An 18,605-nucleotide genomic window follows, 5' to 3' on the forward strand; every position below is an offset into this window, starting at 1 on the left:
CCATGGAATGGATACTGGCTCTGGCCATCGGCGTACTGGCAGGATCGGGCATCTGGCTGCTGCTACGTCCTCGCACCTTTCAGTTCATCATGGGCCTGGCCTTGATGGCCTACGCGGTCAACCTGTTCATTTTCGCCATGGGCCGCCTGCGCCTGGACGCGCCGCCCGTCATCGATCCCCACTGGGCTGATCCCGCCAGCTACGCCGACCCCCTGCCCCAAGCCTTGGTGCTGACTGCCATCGTGATCGGCTTTGCGACGACCGCCCTGTTCCTGGTCGTGCTACTGGCCTCGCGCGGCATGAGCGACACTGACCATGTCGATGGCGAGGAACACCGCTCATGAGCCTCTGGATGCAGCACCTGCCGGTCCTGCCGGTTCTGATCCCCCTGCTGGCGGGCGCCCTGATGCTGCTGACGCGCGACAATCAGCGGCCGCTGCGCGTCGGCCTGGGCGCCGTCTCCCTGGCCCTGCAGATCGCCGCCGCCCTGCTGTTGATCCGATCCACCCAAGGGATCGGCGGATCGCTGTGGGCGGGCGACATCGGGGTGTACCGCCTGGGCAACTGGGCCGCGCCATTCGGCATCGTGCTGGTGGCCGACCGCCTGTCGGCCCTGATGTTGGGCCTGACCGCCGTGCTGGGCCTGTGCGCCTGGACCTATTCCACTGCGCGCTGGGACCGGGCCGGCAGCCACTTCCACCCCTTGTTCCAACTGCAATTGATGGGCTTGAACGGGGCCTTTCTGACCGGCGACCTGTTCAATCTGTTCGTTTTCTTCGAAATCCTGCTGACGGCGTCCTACGGACTGATGCTGCATGGTTCGGGCAAGCGGCGCGTGGGCGCCGGCCTGCACTACATCGGCATCAACCTGATCGCCTCGTTCCTGCTGCTGATCGCTATCGCCCTGATCTACGGGCTGACCGGCACGCTGAATCTGGCGGATCTGTCCGTGCGGGCGCTGACGCTCACCGGCGCCGACCGGCAGCTGTTCGACAGCGCAGCCGCCATTCTGGGGGTCGCTTTTCTGATCAAGGCGGCAGCCTGGCCCCTGAACTTCTGGCTGCCCAACGCCTACGCCGAAGCCTGCGCGCCGGTAGCCGCGCTGTTCGCCATCATGACCAAGGTCGGCATCTACGCGCTGCTGCGCATCGGGTCGCTGCTGCTGCCCGCCGGCGCGCCCGCCGCTTTCGGCGGCGCCTGGATGTTCCCCGCCGGCATCGCCACCCTGGCTTTCGGCACGCTGGGCATGCTGGCCAGCACGCAGCCCCGGCGCATCGCCGCCTACGCCATCATCACCTCGTCGGGCACTCTGTTCGCCGCATTGGGGATGCCGGGCGTCACCCTGACCGGCCCCGCCCTGTACTACCTGCTCAGTTCGGTACTGGCGCTGGGCGCCCTGTTCCTGTTGCTGGAACTGACCGAACGCAGCCAGTCCTTCGGGGCGGATATACTGGCGGTCACCCAGGAAGCCTTCGAAGCGGACGAACCCGACGCCACCAGCCTGTCCGAGCAGGCCGTGGGGACGCCGCTGCCCGCCACCATGGCCTTTCTGGGATTGAGTTTTTTCGTCTGCGCCCTGCTGATCATCGGCCTGCCACCGCTGTCGGGCTTCGTGGCAAAATTTTCACTGCTGTCGGCGGCTTTGCGCACAGCTGAATTCGGCGCCCCCACCGTCAATGTCTGGCTGCTGGTAGCTGCCATGCTGGGGTCGGGGCTGGCCTGCCTGATGGCGCTGGGCCGCTGCGGCGTACGCCTGTTCTGGATTCCGGAACAACTGCATGTTCCCGCCCTGCGTCTCAACGAGATCATCCCCATTCTGGTGCTGCTGGGCGCCTGCGCCGCGCTGACCATCCAGGCCGGTCCCGCCATGAGCTATCTGGAAGACACGGCCCATTATCTGGACCAACCGGGGCGTTATATTCAGGCCGTCCTGGCGCCCGCCGCCCCCGGAGACCAGCCATGAGGCGCCTGCTGGGATTCCTGCCCCTGCCCTGCCTGCTACTGGTCCTGTGGCTGCTGCTGAACGACAGTCTGTCAAGCGGACAGATCCTGCTGGGCCTGATCATCGCGCTGATACTCAGCCTGCTGGCGCCGATCCTGCGCCCTGTCCGATCTCATCCGCGCCGCCCGCTGACCGCCCTGCGGCTGATCTGCCACGTCGCCCGCGACATCGTCCAGTCCAATTATCTGGTCAGCCTGCGCATCCTGCAGGGTCACGCATCCCGGGCCACGCCAGGATTCCTGGACATTCCCCTGAGGATCCACGACCCCCACGGCCTGGCCGCCCTGGCCTGCATCGTCACATTCACCCCCGGCACCGTCTGGGCCGGGCACGACACCCGGCGCCACGTCCTGACCCTGCATGTGCTGGATCTGTCCGACCCCGAGGGCCTGACCCGCATCATCCAGGACCGTTACGAACGCCCCTTGATGGAGATCTTCGAATGAGCACGACACTACTGCTGAACTGGGCGGGCGGCTTCGCCCTGCTGTGCTTCGCTCTGGGTCTGGTCTGTGCGGCCGTTCGCCTGATCCGGGGGCCGCAGGCCGAGGACCGTATCCTGGCCCTGGACACGCTCTACATCAACGGCATGCTGATTCTGCTGGTGCTGGGGCTGCGCTTCGAGGCCGGTCTGTATTTCGACGTGGCGCTGCTGATTGCACTATTCGGTTTCGTCGGCTCGGCCGCCCTGGCCAAATTTCTGCTGCGCGGCGAGGTCATCGAGCCATGAACGAACTGCCTCTGTGGGCCGCCGTGCTGGTCGCCCTGCTGCTGATCCTGGCCGGTCTTGTCACCCTGATCGGGTCCCTTGGCCTGTTGCGGCTGCACAGTTTTTACGAACGCATGCACGCGCCAACCCTGGGCATGACGCTGGGTACGTTCTGCGTCGTCCTGGCGGCGACGCTGGTGGCCAGCCTGCTGCAGGGCAGGCCGATTTTCCATGAATGGCTGATCTGCCTGTTCCTGTTCATGACCGCTCCCGTCACGGCCATTTTGCTGATGCAAAGCGCCATCCGCCGTGACATCGCGCCGACATCGCCATCCATCACAGCCGACACACAGCCGCCCGCCCCCTGAGCGTATTGGTTACATAGAAGTAAGGGAAAACCCGTAAACTGATGGAGTCCCCCGTGCCGGACCGGGATAGCGCCCGGTACTCAACAAGGAGTGCTCATCATGCATCAAGCATTACGGATATCTCTACGGACCGGTCTGCTGGCAGCCGGACTCGGCTGTGCGGCGCTATTCGCCCCCGGCGCCCAGGCCGCCGGCCCGCAAACTCAATACCAACAGGACGTGGCCCGCTGCAACACCACGCCCGGCATCGACAAACAGGCCTGCCTGCGCGAAGCCGGCGCTGCCGAACAGGCCGCCCGACAGGACAAGCTGAGCAGCCCGTCTGCCCAAACGGAAGACCGCAACCGCACGCTGCGCTGCGACAGTCTGCCCGCGGACCAGCGCCAGAACTGCACGACCCTGATGGACAACGCCAACACCCGCACAGAAGGCTCGGTCCAGTCCGGCGGCGTGCTGCGCGAAACCACCATCACGATCCCCGCCACGACCGGATCGTAAACCGTCATAGTTCCATCTGCATGCCCATTTCCACCACCCGGTTGGGCGGAATCTTGTAGAACCGGGTGGTGCGGCTGGCATTGCGCGCCATGAAGGCAAACAGGTGGCGGCGCCAGCTCTGATGCCAGGGCAGGCGCCGCACCACGATCACCGTCTGACGCGACAGGAAATAGGACGTCTGCATCGGTTCCAGATTCAGATCCTGGACCTCTTGGGCGATCTGCTCCACTACCTGCGGCACATTGGGTTCCTGCTTGAACCCCCAGCGAGCGGTCGCCTGCCAGCTGCTGCGGCTGACCCGTTCGACCCGCACGCGCTCATCGAACGGCACATAGGGCTCGTCGGCCACTTCAATGGTCAGAAACAGCGCCTGCTCGTGCAGGACCTTATTGTGTTTCAGATTGTGCAGCAGCGCCGGCGGCACCGTGCCGACAATCATGCTCATGAAGACCGCCGTTCCCGGCACACGGGTCGGCGGATAGGCTTCCAGCGATTCCATGAAACTGACCAGAGGCTGATGATCCCCGGCCAGGGTGTCATGGATGCGCTGCCGCCCCTGTTTCCAGGTCACCATCAGCGTCAACAGGACGATCCCCACTACCAGCGGCAACCAGCCCCCTTCGTGCAGTTTCAAAGTATTGGACGTGAACAACAACACGTCGATCAGCAGGAACAAAGTGATCAGCGCCAACCAGGCGACACGGCGCACGCCACGCGACGCGCGCGGCAGCACGGCAAAGGCCAGGAGCGATGTCATCAGCATCGTCCCTGTCACAGCAAAGCCATAGGCATGCGCCAGGCTATCGGAAGATCCGAACGCCAGCGTCAGGACCAGCACCGCCAGCAACAACAGCCAATTGACACGCGGCAGATAGATCTGGCCTTCTTCCCTGGCCGAGGTGTGCTGGATCACCATGCGCGGCCAATAGCCCAGCTGCACCGCCTGCCGGGTCACGGAAAACGCCCCCGAAATCACCGATTGCGAGGCGATCACGGTGGCCACAGTGGCCAGACCCACCAACGGAATCAGACCCCAGTCCGGCGCCAGCAGGAAAAAGGGGTTGCGGATGGCCGACGGATCGCTCAGCAACAGCGCGCCCTGACCGAAATAACACAGCACCAGGGCCGGCAAGACCAGGGCGAACCAGGCCCGGCGGATCGTCGGCCCGCCGAAATGGCCCATGTCGGCATACAAAGCCTCGGCCCCGGTCAAAGCCAGCACCAGGGCGCCCAGGGCCAGAAAGGTTTCCCAGGGCGCATCGCCGATGAAGCGCAGCGCCCAGATCGGGTTGATGGCCTGCAGGACCTGCAGCTGTTCCGTCACCCGCCAGGCCCCCAGAGCGCCCAACACCAGAAACCAGACCAGCATCACCGGGCCGAACAGCCTGCCCACCGTGCCCGTCCCGCGCGACTGCACCATGAACAAGGCCAGCAAGACCACCACGGCGATCGGCACGACCCAGGCATCCAGCCGATGGGAGACGATCCCGATCCCTTCGACGGCGGACAATACCGAAATCGCCGGCGTGATCATGCTGTCGCCATAGAACAGCGCCGCTCCCATCAGGCCCAGCACAGCCAAACGCCAACGCACCTTGCCGGGGCGCCCGCGCATGGCCAATTCCATCAGAGCCAGCGTCCCGCCTTCCCCCCGATTGTCGGCGCGCAGAATGCAGGTCACGTATTTCAGCGACACCACCAGGATCAACATCCAGAACAGCATCGACAGCATGCCCAGGATATGTTCGACATCCGGGCTGCTGGTCCCCGACAGGGCGACCTTCATGGTGTACAGCGGACTGGTGCCGATGTCGCCATAGACGACCCCTAGCGCGCCGATCAGCAACGCCGCCTGCGGACTGCTCGAGTCCAATGGTTTTTGAGTACTCATGATCTATTCTGCCCGCGTCAGACAGGCCCCTCGCCAGGGGCCGGGAAAAATCAGGGTGATCCGGGCGCCCGGAAAGGCCGGGCGGCTGACGACCTTCCACCAGGCCCCATGGGCGCGGGCGATTTCGCGCACAATGGCCAACCCCAGACCCGAACCGCCGGGTCCGGCGTCGGCTGCCCGGTAAAAGGCCTCGAACACACGGTCGATATCCTCGGCGCGAATGCCCGAGCCATCGTCCTCGACCGAAAAGGATGGGGGATTGCTGATGACCCGCAGCTGGATCAGGCTCGCGCCCTCGCCGTAGCGCAGGGCATTGTCGATCAGATTGGCCAGCAACTCACCCAGCAATACCGGGTCGCCATCCACCCAGACAGGCTCATCAGGCGCCGATAACTGCAGGCTCACGGATTGGTCTCGCGCCCGATCCAGCCAATCCGCGCCCGCCTGGCGCATCCATTCGCACAGGTCCAGGCGCACAAAACTATCCTGGGGGCGCGCGGCATGGTCTGCGCGCGCCAGCACCAGCAACTGCTGGCCCATGCGGATCATGTGATCCGTCACCGATTTGATGCGATCGGCCCGCGTGCGGATGTCATCGGGCAGGTCCTGCCCCAGCATCAGTTCAGATTCCAATTTCAGGCCGGTCAGCGGCGTGCGCAGCTGATGGGCGGCATGCCCGATGAAGCGCCGCTGCGCCTGCACGGAATCATCGAGACGCAGGAGCAGATCATTGAAATGCAGCACCAGCGGGGCGATTTCGCTGGGCAGGCCGGCCAGGTCCAAAGGCTGCAGATCTTCGATGGAGCGCTGGCGGATCTGATCCGCCAACTGATTGATGGAGGTCAGTTCAAAGCGGATACCGGAAATCAGCACCCAGACAAACAGCACCACCAGCAAGCCCTGGGTCAGCAACATCACCCAGAACAGATCGCGCAGCAGCCAGGGCTGGGGGCCGATCACACCCGTCATGAACCAGGTCGCCAGCAGATCGATGGCGACCAGGATGAAGAAAGCCGGCAGCAGGCGGCGCACCAGCCGGCGGGCCAGAGAATCCTGGGGCATCAGGCGTTCAAACAGGCCCAAGGCCTGGCGATCCCGGCGGGGATCGGAACCTACAGAGGGATTAGGCACTGTCGACGTCAAGCAGATAGCCGAAACCGCGCACGGTCTGGATGCTGGCGCCGGTTCCGTCCAGGCGCTTGCGCAGGCGATAAACGTAGACTTCGACTGCGTTTTCGCTGAAATCAGCATCCCAGGCCGACAAGGAATTGACGATCTGCTGTTTGGTCACCACCCGACCGGGCCGGGCCATCAGCATTTCCAGCACCGATAATTCGCGCACGGACAAGGCCAGGCGTTTGCCGCTGACCCGGATCTGGCGGCCTACCGTATCGAAAGCCAGCGGCCCGCATTCCAGAATGGTCTGCGCCTGCCCGGCATGGCGGCGGGCCATCGCCCGGACCCGGGCGGCCAGTTCGGCTAGTTCAAAGGGTTTGGTTACGTAGTCGTCGGCGCCGGCGTCCAGACCGGCAACCCGGTCATCCAGGCCATCGCGAGCCGTCAGGATCAGCACCGGGATCTGAGACCCGCCCGCCCGCAGGCGCTGCAAGACTTCGAGGCCGTTGAGGCCCGGCAGATTCAAATCCAGCAGCAGCAGATCGTAGGATTGGCCGGCGACGGCGCCCTCGACCCGGTCGCCGGACTGCAGCCAGTCCACGGCATAGCCCTGGCCGCCGAGAAATTCCTGCAGCGCATGGCCCAGGGTCGTGTCGTCTTCAATGACTAGAACTCGCATGCAGTGATTCTAGCCTGAACAAGTCACCGCAAGTCACTTGCCAGCAAGGGTGGTTACATAGCTGACAAGCGCATGAATACTGCGCTTGTCAGCGGTCGGCGCAACGTACAGACGAGCGGTGCCAGCGGCTGATGTCACTGTGCCAGGGCCTTCTTGGCCGGCGCGACGGGCTCGGCCGGCGCTGCCGGTTGCGTCACAAAACCCAGGCGTTTCATCCCAGCCCGCCGCGCAGCCCCCATGACCTGCGCCAGCTCTCCGTAGCGGGTATCCATATCCGCGCGAATCCGCACCTCGGGCTGCGGGTCGGCGGCGGATTCGGCAGCAAACAGGGATTCCAGATCATCCAGGGCCACCGGCTGCTCGTTCCAGAACACCGCGCCGCTGGGATCGATCGCCAGATCGATGACCTTGGGCTGCTGTTCCACCGGCTGCGCCGTGACCTGTGGCACGTTGATGCGAATCGAATGGCTGAGCAAGGGCGCGGTGATGATGAAAATCACCAGCAGCACCAGCATCACGTCGATCAGCGGCACCATATTGATTTCGGACATGGTCGTGCCCGGGCCTTTGGAGTCGAAGCTGCCGAACGCCATGATCAGGCCTCCCGGCTGCTGGCCAGGCTGATGTGGCGGCCGTGACGCTCGTGGCGCTCATGCGCCCCGTCGGCCACCTGCTGGCCGGTCGTCAGAAAGGTAAACAGGTCATGGGCGAAAGCATCCAGCTGCGCCAGATAGACACGGTTCAGGCGCACGAAGGCGTTGTAAGCCAACACGGCCGGAATGGCGACCGCCAGCCCCAGGCCCGTCATGATCAGCGCCTCGCCTACCGGCCCGGCGATGCGGTTGATGGTCACGCCATCGGACATGCTGATGCTCAACAGCGCGTGATACACCCCCCATACCGTGCCGAACAGGCCGACGAAAGGCGCCGTAGACCCGACAGAGGCCAGCACCGTCAGGCCATTTTCCAGCCGGGCGGTTTCCTCGTCGATCACCTTGCGGATGGTGCGCGTGACGAACGCCGCCGTCGAACCGCTTTCCTCCAGTTTCAGCGCCCCGTATTTGGCATGATGCTTCTGTGCGTGGATGGCATGGCTGGCCAGGTGCGCGAAAGGCTCTTCCGCACCGTGCGTGGCGATTTCGTTTTCCACCTGCTCCAGGGAACTGGCGGCCCAGAATTCCGCCAGGAACTTCCTGGAACGCTGCCGGATGCGCAGATGCGTAAAGCCTTTGGCCAGAATCAGATACCAGCTGGCCAGCGACATCAGCAACAGAAAGCCGAACAGCGACTGGCCCACCGCATCGCTTTGGCCGATGAAGTGCAGCACGCCCTGCTGCTGACCCGCCGCAAGATTAGCCGCTGCGGGCAGCGCTGCGCTTGCCTGGCTGACGACGTCGACCACCGCAGAGGGGGCCGTCCCCTGCACGGCAGCGGTGGCCGCCTGGGCCGTGTCCGGCCCTACGGCCTGGGCCAGCGTCAGAGCGGCGCTGCTGATCAGATCAATGATCATGTTCTAAGACTCCTGTCGGTCCAAGACCTATAAAACGAAATCAAAAGGAATATCCACCAGCGCCTTGTAGGCGATGCCGTTTTCCGTATAGGGGCGAAAGCGCGCCCGCTGCATGGCCTGGATCGCGGCTTCGTCCAGCCGCTCATAACCGGAAGAGCGCTGAACCTTGACCTGGGCGACTTCCCCCTGGGGCGAAATCAGCACCCGCAGCAGCACCCGCCCTTGTTCGCCGCGCCGTTGCGCCAGACGCGGGTAGATCGGGCTGGGACGCTTGCCCAGGTAATCCACGCGACCGATCGTCCGCGGGCGATCCGGGTCCACCGCCTGCTGCTCGCCTCGCGTCAGCGCTGTCTGTCGGGCGCCTCCGGCGGGGGCCGTGACGGCGGGCGTGACCGCTGCAGGCGGCGCTTCGTGTGCAGGCTGCGGCTTGAGCCGAGGTTTGGGCTTGGGCTTGGGTTTTGGCGTCGGTTTGGGCGGCGCAGCCTCGGTAATGGATTCCGGCTCGGGCTGTTCAACCACAGGCTCGGGCTCCGGTTCCACGACGGGCTCCGGTTCCACGATCGGCTCAGGTTCCGGGATTTCCGGCAATTCGGCTGGCTGCGCCGACGCATCTACCGCCGGCCCCAGCTCCACGAACTGCACCTCCAGCGCATCGGGCTGCCCCAAAGCCACCTGGGCGACGGGAGCCGACAACACCATGGCCAGTACAGCCGCATGCAGGCCCAGCGCCACGACGGCAGCCAGCGCCCTCAACCAAGAAAACCGCAAGGAAGAACCCGAACCCATGAACCCGAAAACCACTTCAGTGAAAGCGGGATATTATCAGGAATGAAAACGATTCTCAATATTAATTACAGAATATCCATTCAGGCGCTATCAGCCCGCACCGGTCCGCTATCCGGCTCTGGATACGCAGTCATTCCAAGTTGATGATTTTAATGAAATTCCCCAGGTTTCCGAAAAATAAGGAAACAGAAATACACATTTTTCCTGAAACCCACAGCCCCAAACGCCTGTCCCAAGAACTTCAGGAGACTCATCCACGAGGCTATACATAATGCCAAGAATCCTTGCCCTATGGGCCGCTGCTTTGTGCGCCCTCAGCTTTCAGGCCGCTGCCCTGGCAGCAGAAGCCCCGCCCCCCGGCATCTATCTGTCCACCGACTATCCCGCGCTGACCTTGAAAGCCGGCGAAACGTCCACGATTTCCCTCAGCCTGCACAACCAGGCCACCCCGCCGGAACGCCTGGCCTTGTCGCTGGAAGGCGTCCCTCCGGGGTGGACAGCGACACTGCTGGGCGATGGCCGCCCGGTCGCATCCGCCATGCCCGGCAGCAACCAGACCTTGTTCCTGAAACTGCGCCTGGACGTCCCTGCAGGCGATGCCATGACGCAAGGCGCCATCACGGTGCGTGCCGATAGCGGTCAGCGCCACCTGAGCCTGCCGCTGGACATCCGCCTGGCCAAACAACTGCCCGCGCAGTTGTCGGTACAAGCTGATCTGCCGCAATTGGCCGGGTCGGCGCGCACATCCTTCGATTACCAGCTGACCCTCAAGAACGACAGCGGCCAGGACATATTGGCCAGTCTGGCGGCCAGCGCGCCCCCCTACTTCGATACCTCATTTACCGAAGGCTACGGCAGCCAGCAGATCAGCGCCGTACCTATCAAGGCAGGCGAATCCAAGAACGTGAAGCTGCATGTACGCCCTCCGGTCACAGCGACATCCGGTGAGCATGACATCCAAGTCAAGGTCGCTGCCGACGGCGCCCAGGCCGAGACGACGCTGAAGCTGGACATCACCGGCCAGCCCGCGCTGGACCTGGCAGGCCGCGACGGCCTGATGAGCGCCAGCGCCCAAATAGGCAGCACCAGCAATGTCCCCCTGGAACTGCGTAACAGCGGCACCGCTGCTGCTCAGGACATTGCCTTGGACGGTACAGCGCCTTCAGGCTGGAAAGTCGAATTCACGCCGGAACGGATCACTCAGCTGGAGCCGGGCAAGACGGTCGAAGTCCAGGCCCGGATCACGCCCTCGGCGCAATCGCTGGCCGGTGACTACATGGTCAAGCTGCATGCGAAATCGGCAGGCCAGTCCGCAGATGGCGATCTGCGCGTCTCGGTCACGACCTCCGGCCTATGGGGGGTCAGCGGCGCCATCCTGATCGCCGTGGCCCTGCTGGTGCTGATCGGCGCCATCGCCCGGTACGGTCGCCGGTGAGCGGGCCGATCATGAACCAGTCCGCCCCCCTGCACGAAGACATGCCCGCCATCGCCGCCCAGGGCCTGGGCAAGGACTACGGCAACCGCACCGTGGTCCAGTCCCTGAATTTCCAGGTGCAACGAGGAGAAGTCTTCGGCCTGCTCGGCCCCAACGGCGCTGGCAAAACCACCACCATCCTGATGCTGCTGGGCTTGACCGAAGCCACGCGCGGCCAGGTAAGCGTTCTGGGAGAAGATCCCTGGCGCAACCCCCTGGCCGTCAAACGCCACATCGGCTACATGCCGGATTCCGTCGGGTTTTACGACCACCTGAGCGCCCGCGACAATTTGCGCTACACCGCCCGGCTGCTGGATATTCCGGCAGCCGAACGCGACGAGCGCATTGCCGCCGCCTTGGCCCGCGTGCAACTGGCTGACCGCATCGACCAGCGCGCCGGCACGTTTTCCCACGGCATGCGACGACGTCTGGGCCTGGCTGAAATCCTGCTCAAGCAAGCCGCCATCGCCATTCTGGACGAACCGACTTCAGGCCTGGACCCGCAATCGACGGAATCCTTTCTGCGCATGATCGAAACCCTGAGGGACGACGGCGTCACCGTCCTGCTGTCGTCACACCTGCTGGACCAGATGCAGCGCATCTGTGACCGGGTCGCACTCTTCAATGCCGGGCGCATCGCCCTGATGGGTCCCGTCCAGTCACTGGCGCGCCAGGTGCTGGGCGGCCATAGCCACGAAATCCATCTCCATGCCGACGGCCCCGACGTCCAGGCCGCCTTGGCGGCGGTCCCCGGCGTGGGGCAGGTGCGAACCGAGCCCGGCGGACACTACATCCTGCAAGCGGAATACGATGTCCGCGCCCAGGCCGCCCAGGCGGCCGTGCTGGCCGGCGCTCAGTTGCGCGATCTGACCGCGGACACGCCAAGCTTGGAGCGCATCTACCGACAGACCTTCAGCGAGGACATTCCGACATGAGCACTGCCCGCATGGGTTCACCCTGGCACGGCCTGGGCGCGGTCCTGTCCAAGGAGCTGGCCGACCATATGGGCAGCGCCCGCATGCGCCTGCTGGAATGGTTGGTCGTCCTGACGGCGGTCGCCGCGCTGTACGGCGCCATCCAGGGCATCCGCCAGACGACCTCCTCCGACCCCTTTGTCTTTCTGCGCCTGTTTACGGATGCCCAGGCGCCGCTGCCCTCTTTTGCCGCCCTGTTGGGATTCCTCATCCCGCTGGTCGCCATCGGCCTGGGGTTCGATGCTATCAACGGCGAATACAACCGTCGCACGCTCAGCCGCATCCTGTCGCAACCCATCTACCGCGACGCCTTGCTGCTGGGGAAATTCCTGGCCGGTCTGGCGGCCCTGACCATCTGTCTGGTCAGCCTGTGGCTGCTGGTCATGGGCGCCGGCCTGATTCTGCTGGGCGTCCCTCCCAGCGGCGAAGAAGTGGTGCGTTCGCTGGCTTTTTTGCTGGCAGCCCTGGCCTACGCCGGCGTCTGGCTGGCAGTGGCGCTGCTGTGTTCCGTGCTGTTCCGATCCGCCTCGACCTCGGCCCTGGTCGCCTTGGGGCTATGGCTGTTCTGCGCCCTGCTATGGCCCATGCTGGCCCCTGCCCTGGCCCAGGCGATCGCTCCGCCTGACATCGCCACCCTGATGAGCGGCGGCGTGGATCTGCACACCATCGCCTGGCAGCAAGGCTTGCTGCACGTATCACCTGCCACTTTGTTCAGCGACACGGCCATCACTTTGCTAAGCCCCGCCACCCGCACCCTGGGACCGGTCTTTCTCTCGCAGCTGCAAGGCGCCCTGCTGGGCAGTCCCCTGCCCCTGTCCGAAAGCCTGGCCATCGTCTGGCCGCAGTTCACCGGTCTGATCGCAGCGGTGGTGCTGCTGTTCACCGCGGGGTATGTGGTGTTTCAGCGGCAGGAAGTGCGGGCATGAAACCCGCACGGCAGTCATGCTGAAGGCATAAAAAAAAAGCGCCTATCCGATGTCTTTGGGACACGCTACCTGTCCCAAATTTTTCCCCAAACCGCGATCTCAGCGATTTTCGGCTCCACAAAAACAAAAAGCACTCAGGGTGTTTCTCCTAAGTGCTTGATATTCCGGGATGGTGGGTGCTGAGGGGCTCGAACCCCCGACCTACGCCGTGTAAAGGCGCCGCTCTACCAACTGAGCTAAGCACCCGGATAGCTGCGCCGGTGTCCCGGGCAGCCAGGGCGCAATTATATCGGCGCCTGAGACGGGGGGCAAACGATGCGGCGGGGCAGGCATGAAAAAGACCACCCGCAGGGGTGGTCTTTTTGCAGCTGCATGCCGATCAGTTGACGGCGTCTTTCAGCGCCTTGCCCGGGCGGAATTTCGGCACGCGGGCTTTTTTGATCTTGATGGCTTCGCCGGTGCGCGGGTTGCGGCCCGTGCGGGCGGCGCGTTCGGACACGGCAAAGGTGCCGAAGCCGACCAGGGTAACCGACCCTTTTTTCTTCAGGGTGGTTTTCACGGCGCCGACAAAGGCTTCCAGGGCGCGACCTACGTCGGCCTTGGAGAGATCGGTCTTGGAGGAAATGTGCTCGATCAGCTCGGTCTTGTTCATTTACAAAATACCCCTGAGGTTTATTGTCGCCCGATGGATGATCCATCGAGTCATTTGATGGACGTGTCCGCCATTTGTGCCGGCTGGTGCTGCCTGGGGCCGCACGGTCTGTGCGGCGGGTCCCGGCCAGCGTTGGTGGCTAAGGCGTATTAAGCCTTCGAATGGCTTGTAGTGTCAAGAGGAAACCGCTGAAGACCCGCGTATTTCCTGACATCTGTTAAAAATATTAAGTGCGATGAGCGTATTCACCGGTTCTGGCGGCGGGTGGTCGGTGCCTTCACCGATCTGCTAGGGCTTGCGCAAAATCGCCGATCAGATCGGCTTCTTCTTCGATTCCAACGGAGATGCGCAGAAAATTATCCGGGATGCCCATCAGGGCGCGGCGCTCCGCCCCCATTTCATAGTAGATGGTATGGGCAGCCGGCAGCACCAGCGTGCGGTTGTCGCCCAGGTGTGTTGCCAGCGCCACGATACGCAAGCGGTTCAGGCACTCAAAGACATCTGCCTGATCTTTCAACACGACGCCCAGCAGGCCGCCGTACAGCCCGCCGAAGAATTCCGTGGCCCGCTGGTGCTGTGGATGCGTGTCCAGCCCCGGGTATTGCACCCGTTCGACCAGAGGGTGGGTGTCCAGGAACCGGGCCAGGGCCAGTGCGTTGCTGCAGATGCGGTCCATGCGCAGGGCGATGGTCTCGGCGCCTGCCGCCAGGCGGTGGGCGACGTCGGAGGACAAGGTGCCGCCCATGTCGCGCAGGCCCTTTTTCTTGATCTGCAGCAGGCCCCAGGTGCGGGAATCGTCCTTGCGGTATTGCTCGTAGATATGGGGGAAGTCGGCCCAATCGTACAGCCCCGTCTGGGTCACGGCGCCGCCCAGCGCGTTGCCGTGGCCGCCCAGGTGCTTGGACAGGGAATTGACGACCAGCGAGGCGCCGAAATCGCGCCCTGGGCGCAGGTAGGGGGATGACAGCGTGCTGTCGACCACGTAGACCAGCTTGTGCGCCTGGCACACGTCGCCGATGGCTTTCAGGTCGGCGACCTGGGTGCCGGGGTTGGCGATGGTTTCCACGAACACCATGCGGGTGTTGGGGCGCAGGGCCGCCTGAACCTGGGCGACATCGGTGGCATCGACCAGGGTCAGTTCGACACCGAAATTTTCCAGTGTCATCAGCAGGCTGTTGGTATTGCCGAAGATGTATTTGCTGGCGATCAGGTGATCGCCGTGGCGCAGCAGGGCAAAGAACACGGCGTTCAGGGCCGCCATGCCGGTGGCGAACGTTACTGTGCCGTTGCCTTGTTCCATGGTCGTCACCTGGGCTTCCAGAGCGGCGGTGGTTGGTGTTCCGGTGCGTCCGTAGGTATAGCCTTTCTTGCGGTTCTGGAAGACAGCGGCCAGATCGTGCGCATCGTGATAGGTGTATTCCGTCGAAGGGTGGACGGCGGCATGCACGGCGCCGTGCTCAGTATCGGTGCGGTGGCCGTAGTGGACGATTTGAGTGGTGAAGCCGGTATTGGACATGGGGGCGTGACGAGTGCAGGAAAGGAAATAGGGAATTATGCGCTGATCGGATTCAGGCGCTGGCGTACGGTTTCGTACAGGCAGACGGCGCTGGCGACGCTGACGTTCAGGCTTTCGACCGATCCCTGCATGGGGATGGAGACCAGTTCATCACAGGTCTCGCGGGTCAGGCGGCGCATGCCTTCGCCTTCGGCGCCCATGACCCAGGCCATGGGACGGCGGGCGTCGACCTGGTGCATGCTGTGATCGGCGGCATCATCCGTGCCGACCAGCCAGATGTCGCGTTCCCGCAGGGCGCGCAGGGTGCGGGCCAGATTCGTGACCATCAGGTAGGGCACGGTGTCTGCGCCGCCGCAGGCGACGCGCTGCACTGTCGTGTTCAGGCCGACGGCGCGATCCTTGGGGGCGATCACGGCATGTACGCCGGCCGCATCGGCCGTGCGCAGGCAGGCGCCCAGGTTGTGCGGATCAGTCACGCCGTCCAGCACCAGCAGCAGGGCGGGTTCCTGGCGATCTTCCAGGACATCCAGCACTTCGTCGATTGAAATGGCCAGCGGGCGGGCCTGCGCCAGGGCGACGATGCCTTGATGGCGTACGCCGTGGGCCAGGCCGTCCAGGCGTTGAGCATCGGCGGCGTGCCAGCGCACCCCGGCCGATTCCAGTTGCTGGATGCAGCGCTGCATGCGGGCGTCCTGGCGGCTGGTGTCCAGGTAGACGTCGCGAATCGAATCGGGGGCGTGGCGCAACCGCGCCTGTACGGCGTGGAATCCGGCCAGAATCTGTTGGGATGACATGGTCTTCCTGAAGCGCAGTGAAAGGAACCCGCACCGAAGGCGGTGCGGGCCATGCCTGTCATTGTAGTGCCGCCGCTGCGGGCGTCAGCTGCGGCGTTTGCGCGGGGTTTCCTGGCGTGTGGCGCGTTTGGCTTCGGCGCGGCGCTGATGCGCAGTGGTGCCGCGCAGTGCGGCGGGCTTGGCGCCAGCGGCTTTTTTATAGGGCCGCGATGCGCTGGCGCGAGGATCGCCTTCGATTTCGGCCTGCAGAGACTTGAAGTCTTCTCCTCGGACCGGACGGAAATCGATACGGCGGGCTTCCAGATCTACGCGCGAGACCTGCACCTGCAGGGCATCGCCCAACTGGTAGCGGAACCCGGAGCGTTCGCCGCGCAATTCGTTCAAGGCGTCGTTGTACTGGAAGTAGTCGCCGCCCAGTTCGGAAATATGCACCAGGCCTTCTACGTACAGCGTATCCAACGTGACGAACACGCCGAAGCTGGTGACGCTGGTGATGCGGCCGCTGAAGACCTCGCCGACGTGTTCGCGCACGAACCAGCATTTCAGCCAGGCCTGGACATCGCGCGAGGCGTCGTCGGCGCGGCGTTCGCGGGCCGAGAGCAGGGCGCCCAGCGCATCCCAGGCGTCTTTTTCGCGGATGTTGGCCGGCAGCGTCGGGTCGACGGGTTCGCCTGGCAGGGCGGGCGGCTGGTAGCGCTGCTTGCGCAGAATGCCGCGGATGACGCGATGCACCAGCAGATCCGGATACCGCCGGATGGGCGAGGTGAAATGCGCATAGTGTTCGTAGGACAGCCCGAAGTGTCCGGTCTGTTCGGGACTGTAGATGGCTTGCTGCATGGACCGCAGGCACAGGGTCTGAATGGTCTCGAAATCTGGCCGGGCGCGGCTGGCCTGGATCAGCTTGGCATAGTCGCTGGTTTGCGGATCATCGCCGCCGTCCAGCGTCAAGCCCAGGTGGCGCAGGGTTTCGCGCAACGCCTGCAGTTTTTCAGGCGTGGGGCCGTCATGCACGCGAAACAGCGCCTGGCGCTTGTTGCGCACGATGAAGTCCGCCGCGCAGGTGTTGGCGGCCAGCATGCATTCTTCGATCAGCTTGTGGGCGTCGTTGCGGGTATAGGGTTCGATCTTTTCGATACGCCCCAGGGGGTTGCAGACGATGCGCGTTTCCACGGTATCGAAGTCGATGGCGCCGCGTGTGCGGCGGGCCTGGGAAAAGGCCTGGAACAGTTCGTACGCCGTCTGTACGTGAGGGTACAGATCCCCCAGGTTCTGTGCCGCCGGCCCTTTGGGCTGCTGTAACGCGGCCCAGATGTCGGTGTAGGTCGTGCGCGCATGAGAATGGATGACGGCTTCGTAGAACTGATAGGCCGCCACCGTGCCGGCCTTGGCGCCGCCAGCGGGGATCATCATGTCGCACACCATCACCAGCCGGTCGGCATCCGGATTCAGCGAGCAGATGCCGTTGGACAGGGCTTCGGGCAGCATGGGAATCACGCGGCGCGGGAAATACACGCTGGTGCCGCGATCCAGGGCGTCGTCGTCCAGCGCGGACCCCGGCTGGACGTAGTGGCTGACGTCGGCGATGGCAACCAGCAACCGCCAGCCGGGGCGGGCGCGCTTTTCCGTGCCCAGGTCGGCGGGCATGCAGAAGACGGCGTCGTCGAAGTCGCGGGCGTCCTCGCCGTCGATCGTGATGAACGGCACATCGCGCAGGTCGATGCGCCCGGCGTATTCGTCATCGCGCACGTGGTCGGGAATAGAACCCAGTTGCCGCATCGTGGCTTTGGAGAATTCCACCGGCACGTCGAATTTGCGCACGGCGATTTCGATTTCCATGCCGGGGTCGTCGATCTCGCCCAGCACTTCGACGATGCGGCCCTGCGGCTGAATGTGGCTGGCGGGTTGGCGCAGGATCTGCACCGTGACGACCTGGCCGGGTTCGGCGCCGCCGGCATCCTGGGCGGAAATCAGAATATCGTGTTTGATGCGCTGGTCTTCAGGGGCGACGACGAAGGCGCCGTGTTCCTTCAGGAAACGGCCGACCAGCTTGACGGTGCGGCGTTCCAGGACCTCGACGATGGCGCCTTCGGGGCGGCCACGGTATTCGCCGCTGGCCCTGACCCGGACGCGGTCGCCATGCAGGATCTTGGCCATTTCATGGGTGGACAGGTACAGGTCGCGGCTGCCGTCATCGGGGATCAGGAAACCGTAACCGTCGCGGTGCCCCTGAACGGTGCCCGTGATGAAATCCGTGTTGTTGCATATTTGCAACCTTCCCTGGGCATTGAAGCGGACTTGTCCGTCGCGCTCCATGGCTTTGACGCGACGGATGAAGCCGGTGGTCAGGGGAATCGAGGCTTGCGTGGTGTCGGCCAGGGCCTCGAGCGACAGCGGCTTGTCTGCGTGGCGCAAGGCGTCCAGCATCTGTTCGCGGCTGGGGACTTTAGGGTCGAAATCAGAGGGCAGATCCGTGGCTGTCACGAGGGAACCGTCATGGTTATTGTCGTTGTTGGTTCGCTTTTTCAAAGGCTATTTGCATCCCAAAAAAATGTATTGTATAGTTCTGACTTCGCTGAAACGAGGCAATAAAAACGCAGCGTTTTCAACGAAAGCAATAGCATACACGTTATGCCGTGCCCAGGTGGCGGAATTGGTAGACGCGCATGGTTCAGGTCCATGTGCCGCAAGGTGTGGAGGTTCGAGTCCTCTC

Annotated in this window: 19 protein-coding genes and 1 tRNA gene; 9 read left to right on the plus strand and 11 right to left on the minus strand. The window is 64.0% G+C overall.

Features of this window, described 5'->3' with window-relative positions:
- Positions 1–2: 2 nt before the first annotated feature.
- The 6 genes from VDP79_RS04815 to VDP79_RS04840 all read left to right on the plus strand — a co-directional run bounded on the left by VDP79_RS04815 (position 3) and on the right by VDP79_RS04840 (position 3,577).
- Positions 3–344 carry a Na+/H+ antiporter subunit C gene (locus tag VDP79_RS04815; protein ID WP_323017096.1) on the plus strand — a complete coding sequence of 114 codons (342 nt, stop codon included), beginning with the start codon at positions 3–5 and terminating at the stop codon, positions 342–344.
- Positions 341–1,963 carry a monovalent cation/H+ antiporter subunit D gene (locus VDP79_RS04820; protein ID WP_323017097.1) on the plus strand — a complete coding sequence of 541 codons (1,623 nt, stop codon included), beginning with the start codon at positions 341–343 and terminating at the stop codon, positions 1,961–1,963. The genes VDP79_RS04815 and VDP79_RS04820 overlap by 4 nt, the downstream gene beginning before the upstream one ends.
- The gene (locus tag VDP79_RS04825; RefSeq protein WP_323017098.1) at positions 1,960–2,448 is read left to right on the plus strand and encodes a Na+/H+ antiporter subunit E; all 489 of its coding nucleotides are present in this window, start codon (positions 1,960–1,962) and stop codon (positions 2,446–2,448) included. Before VDP79_RS04820 ends, VDP79_RS04825 begins: the two co-directional genes overlap by 4 nt.
- Positions 2,445–2,732: a K+/H+ antiporter subunit F gene (locus VDP79_RS04830; protein ID WP_323017099.1), complete on the plus strand. Its 288-nt coding sequence runs from the start codon at positions 2,445–2,447 to the stop codon at positions 2,730–2,732. The genes VDP79_RS04825 and VDP79_RS04830 overlap by 4 nt, the downstream gene beginning before the upstream one ends.
- Positions 2,729–3,079, plus strand: coding sequence for a monovalent cation/H(+) antiporter subunit G (gene mnhG / locus VDP79_RS04835; protein WP_323017100.1), 351 nt, complete (start codon positions 2,729–2,731; stop codon positions 3,077–3,079). The genes VDP79_RS04830 and mnhG overlap by 4 nt, the downstream gene beginning before the upstream one ends.
- 99 nt (positions 3,080–3,178) lie before the next feature.
- Positions 3,179–3,577, plus strand: a complete 399-nt coding sequence (locus tag VDP79_RS04840; RefSeq protein ID WP_323017101.1) for a hypothetical protein — start codon at positions 3,179–3,181, stop codon at positions 3,575–3,577.
- A 4-nt stretch (positions 3,578–3,581) separates the two neighbouring features.
- Here VDP79_RS04840 and VDP79_RS04845 read toward each other — a convergent pair whose 3' ends face one another.
- The 6 genes from VDP79_RS04845 to VDP79_RS04870 form a co-directional block, all read right to left on the minus strand.
- Positions 3,582–5,468 (minus strand): potassium transporter Kup, encoded by a 1,887-nt coding sequence (locus VDP79_RS04845; protein ID WP_323017102.1) that lies wholly within the window; start codon positions 5,466–5,468, stop codon positions 3,582–3,584.
- Positions 5,469–5,471: 3 nt separating this feature from the next.
- Positions 5,472–6,530, minus strand: coding sequence for a HAMP domain-containing sensor histidine kinase (locus VDP79_RS04850; RefSeq protein WP_323017112.1), 1,059 nt, complete (start codon positions 6,528–6,530; stop codon positions 5,472–5,474).
- A gap of 61 nt (positions 6,531–6,591) precedes the next feature.
- The gene (locus VDP79_RS04855) at positions 6,592–7,263 is read right to left on the minus strand and encodes a response regulator transcription factor (RefSeq protein ID WP_323017103.1); all 672 of its coding nucleotides are present in this window, start codon (positions 7,261–7,263) and stop codon (positions 6,592–6,594) included.
- 134 nt (positions 7,264–7,397) lie between these two features.
- Positions 7,398–7,856, minus strand: a complete 459-nt coding sequence (locus tag VDP79_RS04860) for a biopolymer transporter ExbD (protein WP_323017104.1) — start codon at positions 7,854–7,856, stop codon at positions 7,398–7,400.
- A 2-nt stretch (positions 7,857–7,858) separates the two neighbouring features.
- The gene (locus tag VDP79_RS04865) at positions 7,859–8,773 is read right to left on the minus strand and encodes a MotA/TolQ/ExbB proton channel family protein (protein WP_416233049.1); all 915 of its coding nucleotides are present in this window, start codon (positions 8,771–8,773) and stop codon (positions 7,859–7,861) included.
- Positions 8,774–8,800: 27 nt separating this feature from the next.
- Positions 8,801–9,559, minus strand: a complete 759-nt coding sequence (locus VDP79_RS04870) for an energy transducer TonB (protein ID WP_323017105.1) — start codon at positions 9,557–9,559, stop codon at positions 8,801–8,803.
- 271 nt (positions 9,560–9,830) lie between these two features.
- Here VDP79_RS04870 and VDP79_RS04875 point away from each other — a divergent pair, with 271 nt between their 5' ends.
- From VDP79_RS04875 to VDP79_RS04885, 3 genes are read left to right on the plus strand one after another with little or no spacing between them, the layout of a single operon-like run.
- Positions 9,831–10,994, plus strand: a complete 1,164-nt coding sequence (locus tag VDP79_RS04875; RefSeq protein WP_323017106.1) for an NEW3 domain-containing protein — start codon at positions 9,831–9,833, stop codon at positions 10,992–10,994.
- 11 nt (positions 10,995–11,005) lie between these two features.
- Positions 11,006–11,968, plus strand: coding sequence for an ABC transporter ATP-binding protein (locus VDP79_RS04880; RefSeq protein ID WP_323017107.1), 963 nt, complete (start codon positions 11,006–11,008; stop codon positions 11,966–11,968).
- Complete coding sequence (locus VDP79_RS04885) at positions 11,965–12,933, plus strand: ABC transporter permease (RefSeq protein WP_323017108.1); 969 nt, start codon at positions 11,965–11,967, stop codon at positions 12,931–12,933. Before VDP79_RS04880 ends, VDP79_RS04885 begins: the two co-directional genes overlap by 4 nt.
- Before the next feature lie 170 nt (positions 12,934–13,103).
- Here VDP79_RS04885 and VDP79_RS04890 read toward each other — a convergent pair.
- The 5 genes from VDP79_RS04890 to rnr all read right to left on the minus strand — a co-directional run bounded on the left by VDP79_RS04890 (position 13,104) and on the right by rnr (position 18,421).
- A tRNA-Val gene (locus tag VDP79_RS04890) sits at positions 13,104–13,179 on the minus strand.
- A 133-nt stretch (positions 13,180–13,312) separates the two neighbouring features.
- Complete coding sequence (locus VDP79_RS04895; protein ID WP_269495036.1) at positions 13,313–13,585, minus strand: HU family DNA-binding protein; 273 nt, start codon at positions 13,583–13,585, stop codon at positions 13,313–13,315.
- A 277-nt stretch (positions 13,586–13,862) separates the two neighbouring features.
- The gene (locus tag VDP79_RS04900) at positions 13,863–15,101 is read right to left on the minus strand and encodes a cystathionine gamma-synthase family protein (protein ID WP_323016348.1); all 1,239 of its coding nucleotides are present in this window, start codon (positions 15,099–15,101) and stop codon (positions 13,863–13,865) included.
- Between the two features lie 35 nt (positions 15,102–15,136).
- Positions 15,137–15,895, minus strand: coding sequence for a 23S rRNA (guanosine(2251)-2'-O)-methyltransferase RlmB (gene rlmB, locus VDP79_RS04905; protein WP_323016347.1), 759 nt, complete (start codon positions 15,893–15,895; stop codon positions 15,137–15,139).
- An 84-nt stretch (positions 15,896–15,979) separates the two neighbouring features.
- Positions 15,980–18,421 (minus strand): ribonuclease R, encoded by a 2,442-nt coding sequence (rnr, locus tag VDP79_RS04910; RefSeq protein WP_323016346.1) that lies wholly within the window; start codon positions 18,419–18,421, stop codon positions 15,980–15,982.
- Between the last annotated feature and the right edge of the window lie 184 nt (positions 18,422–18,605).

Origin of the sequence: Castellaniella sp. (assembly GCF_034675905.1) — a bacterium.
Taxonomy (GTDB): Bacteria; Pseudomonadota; Gammaproteobacteria; order Burkholderiales; family Burkholderiaceae_B; genus Castellaniella.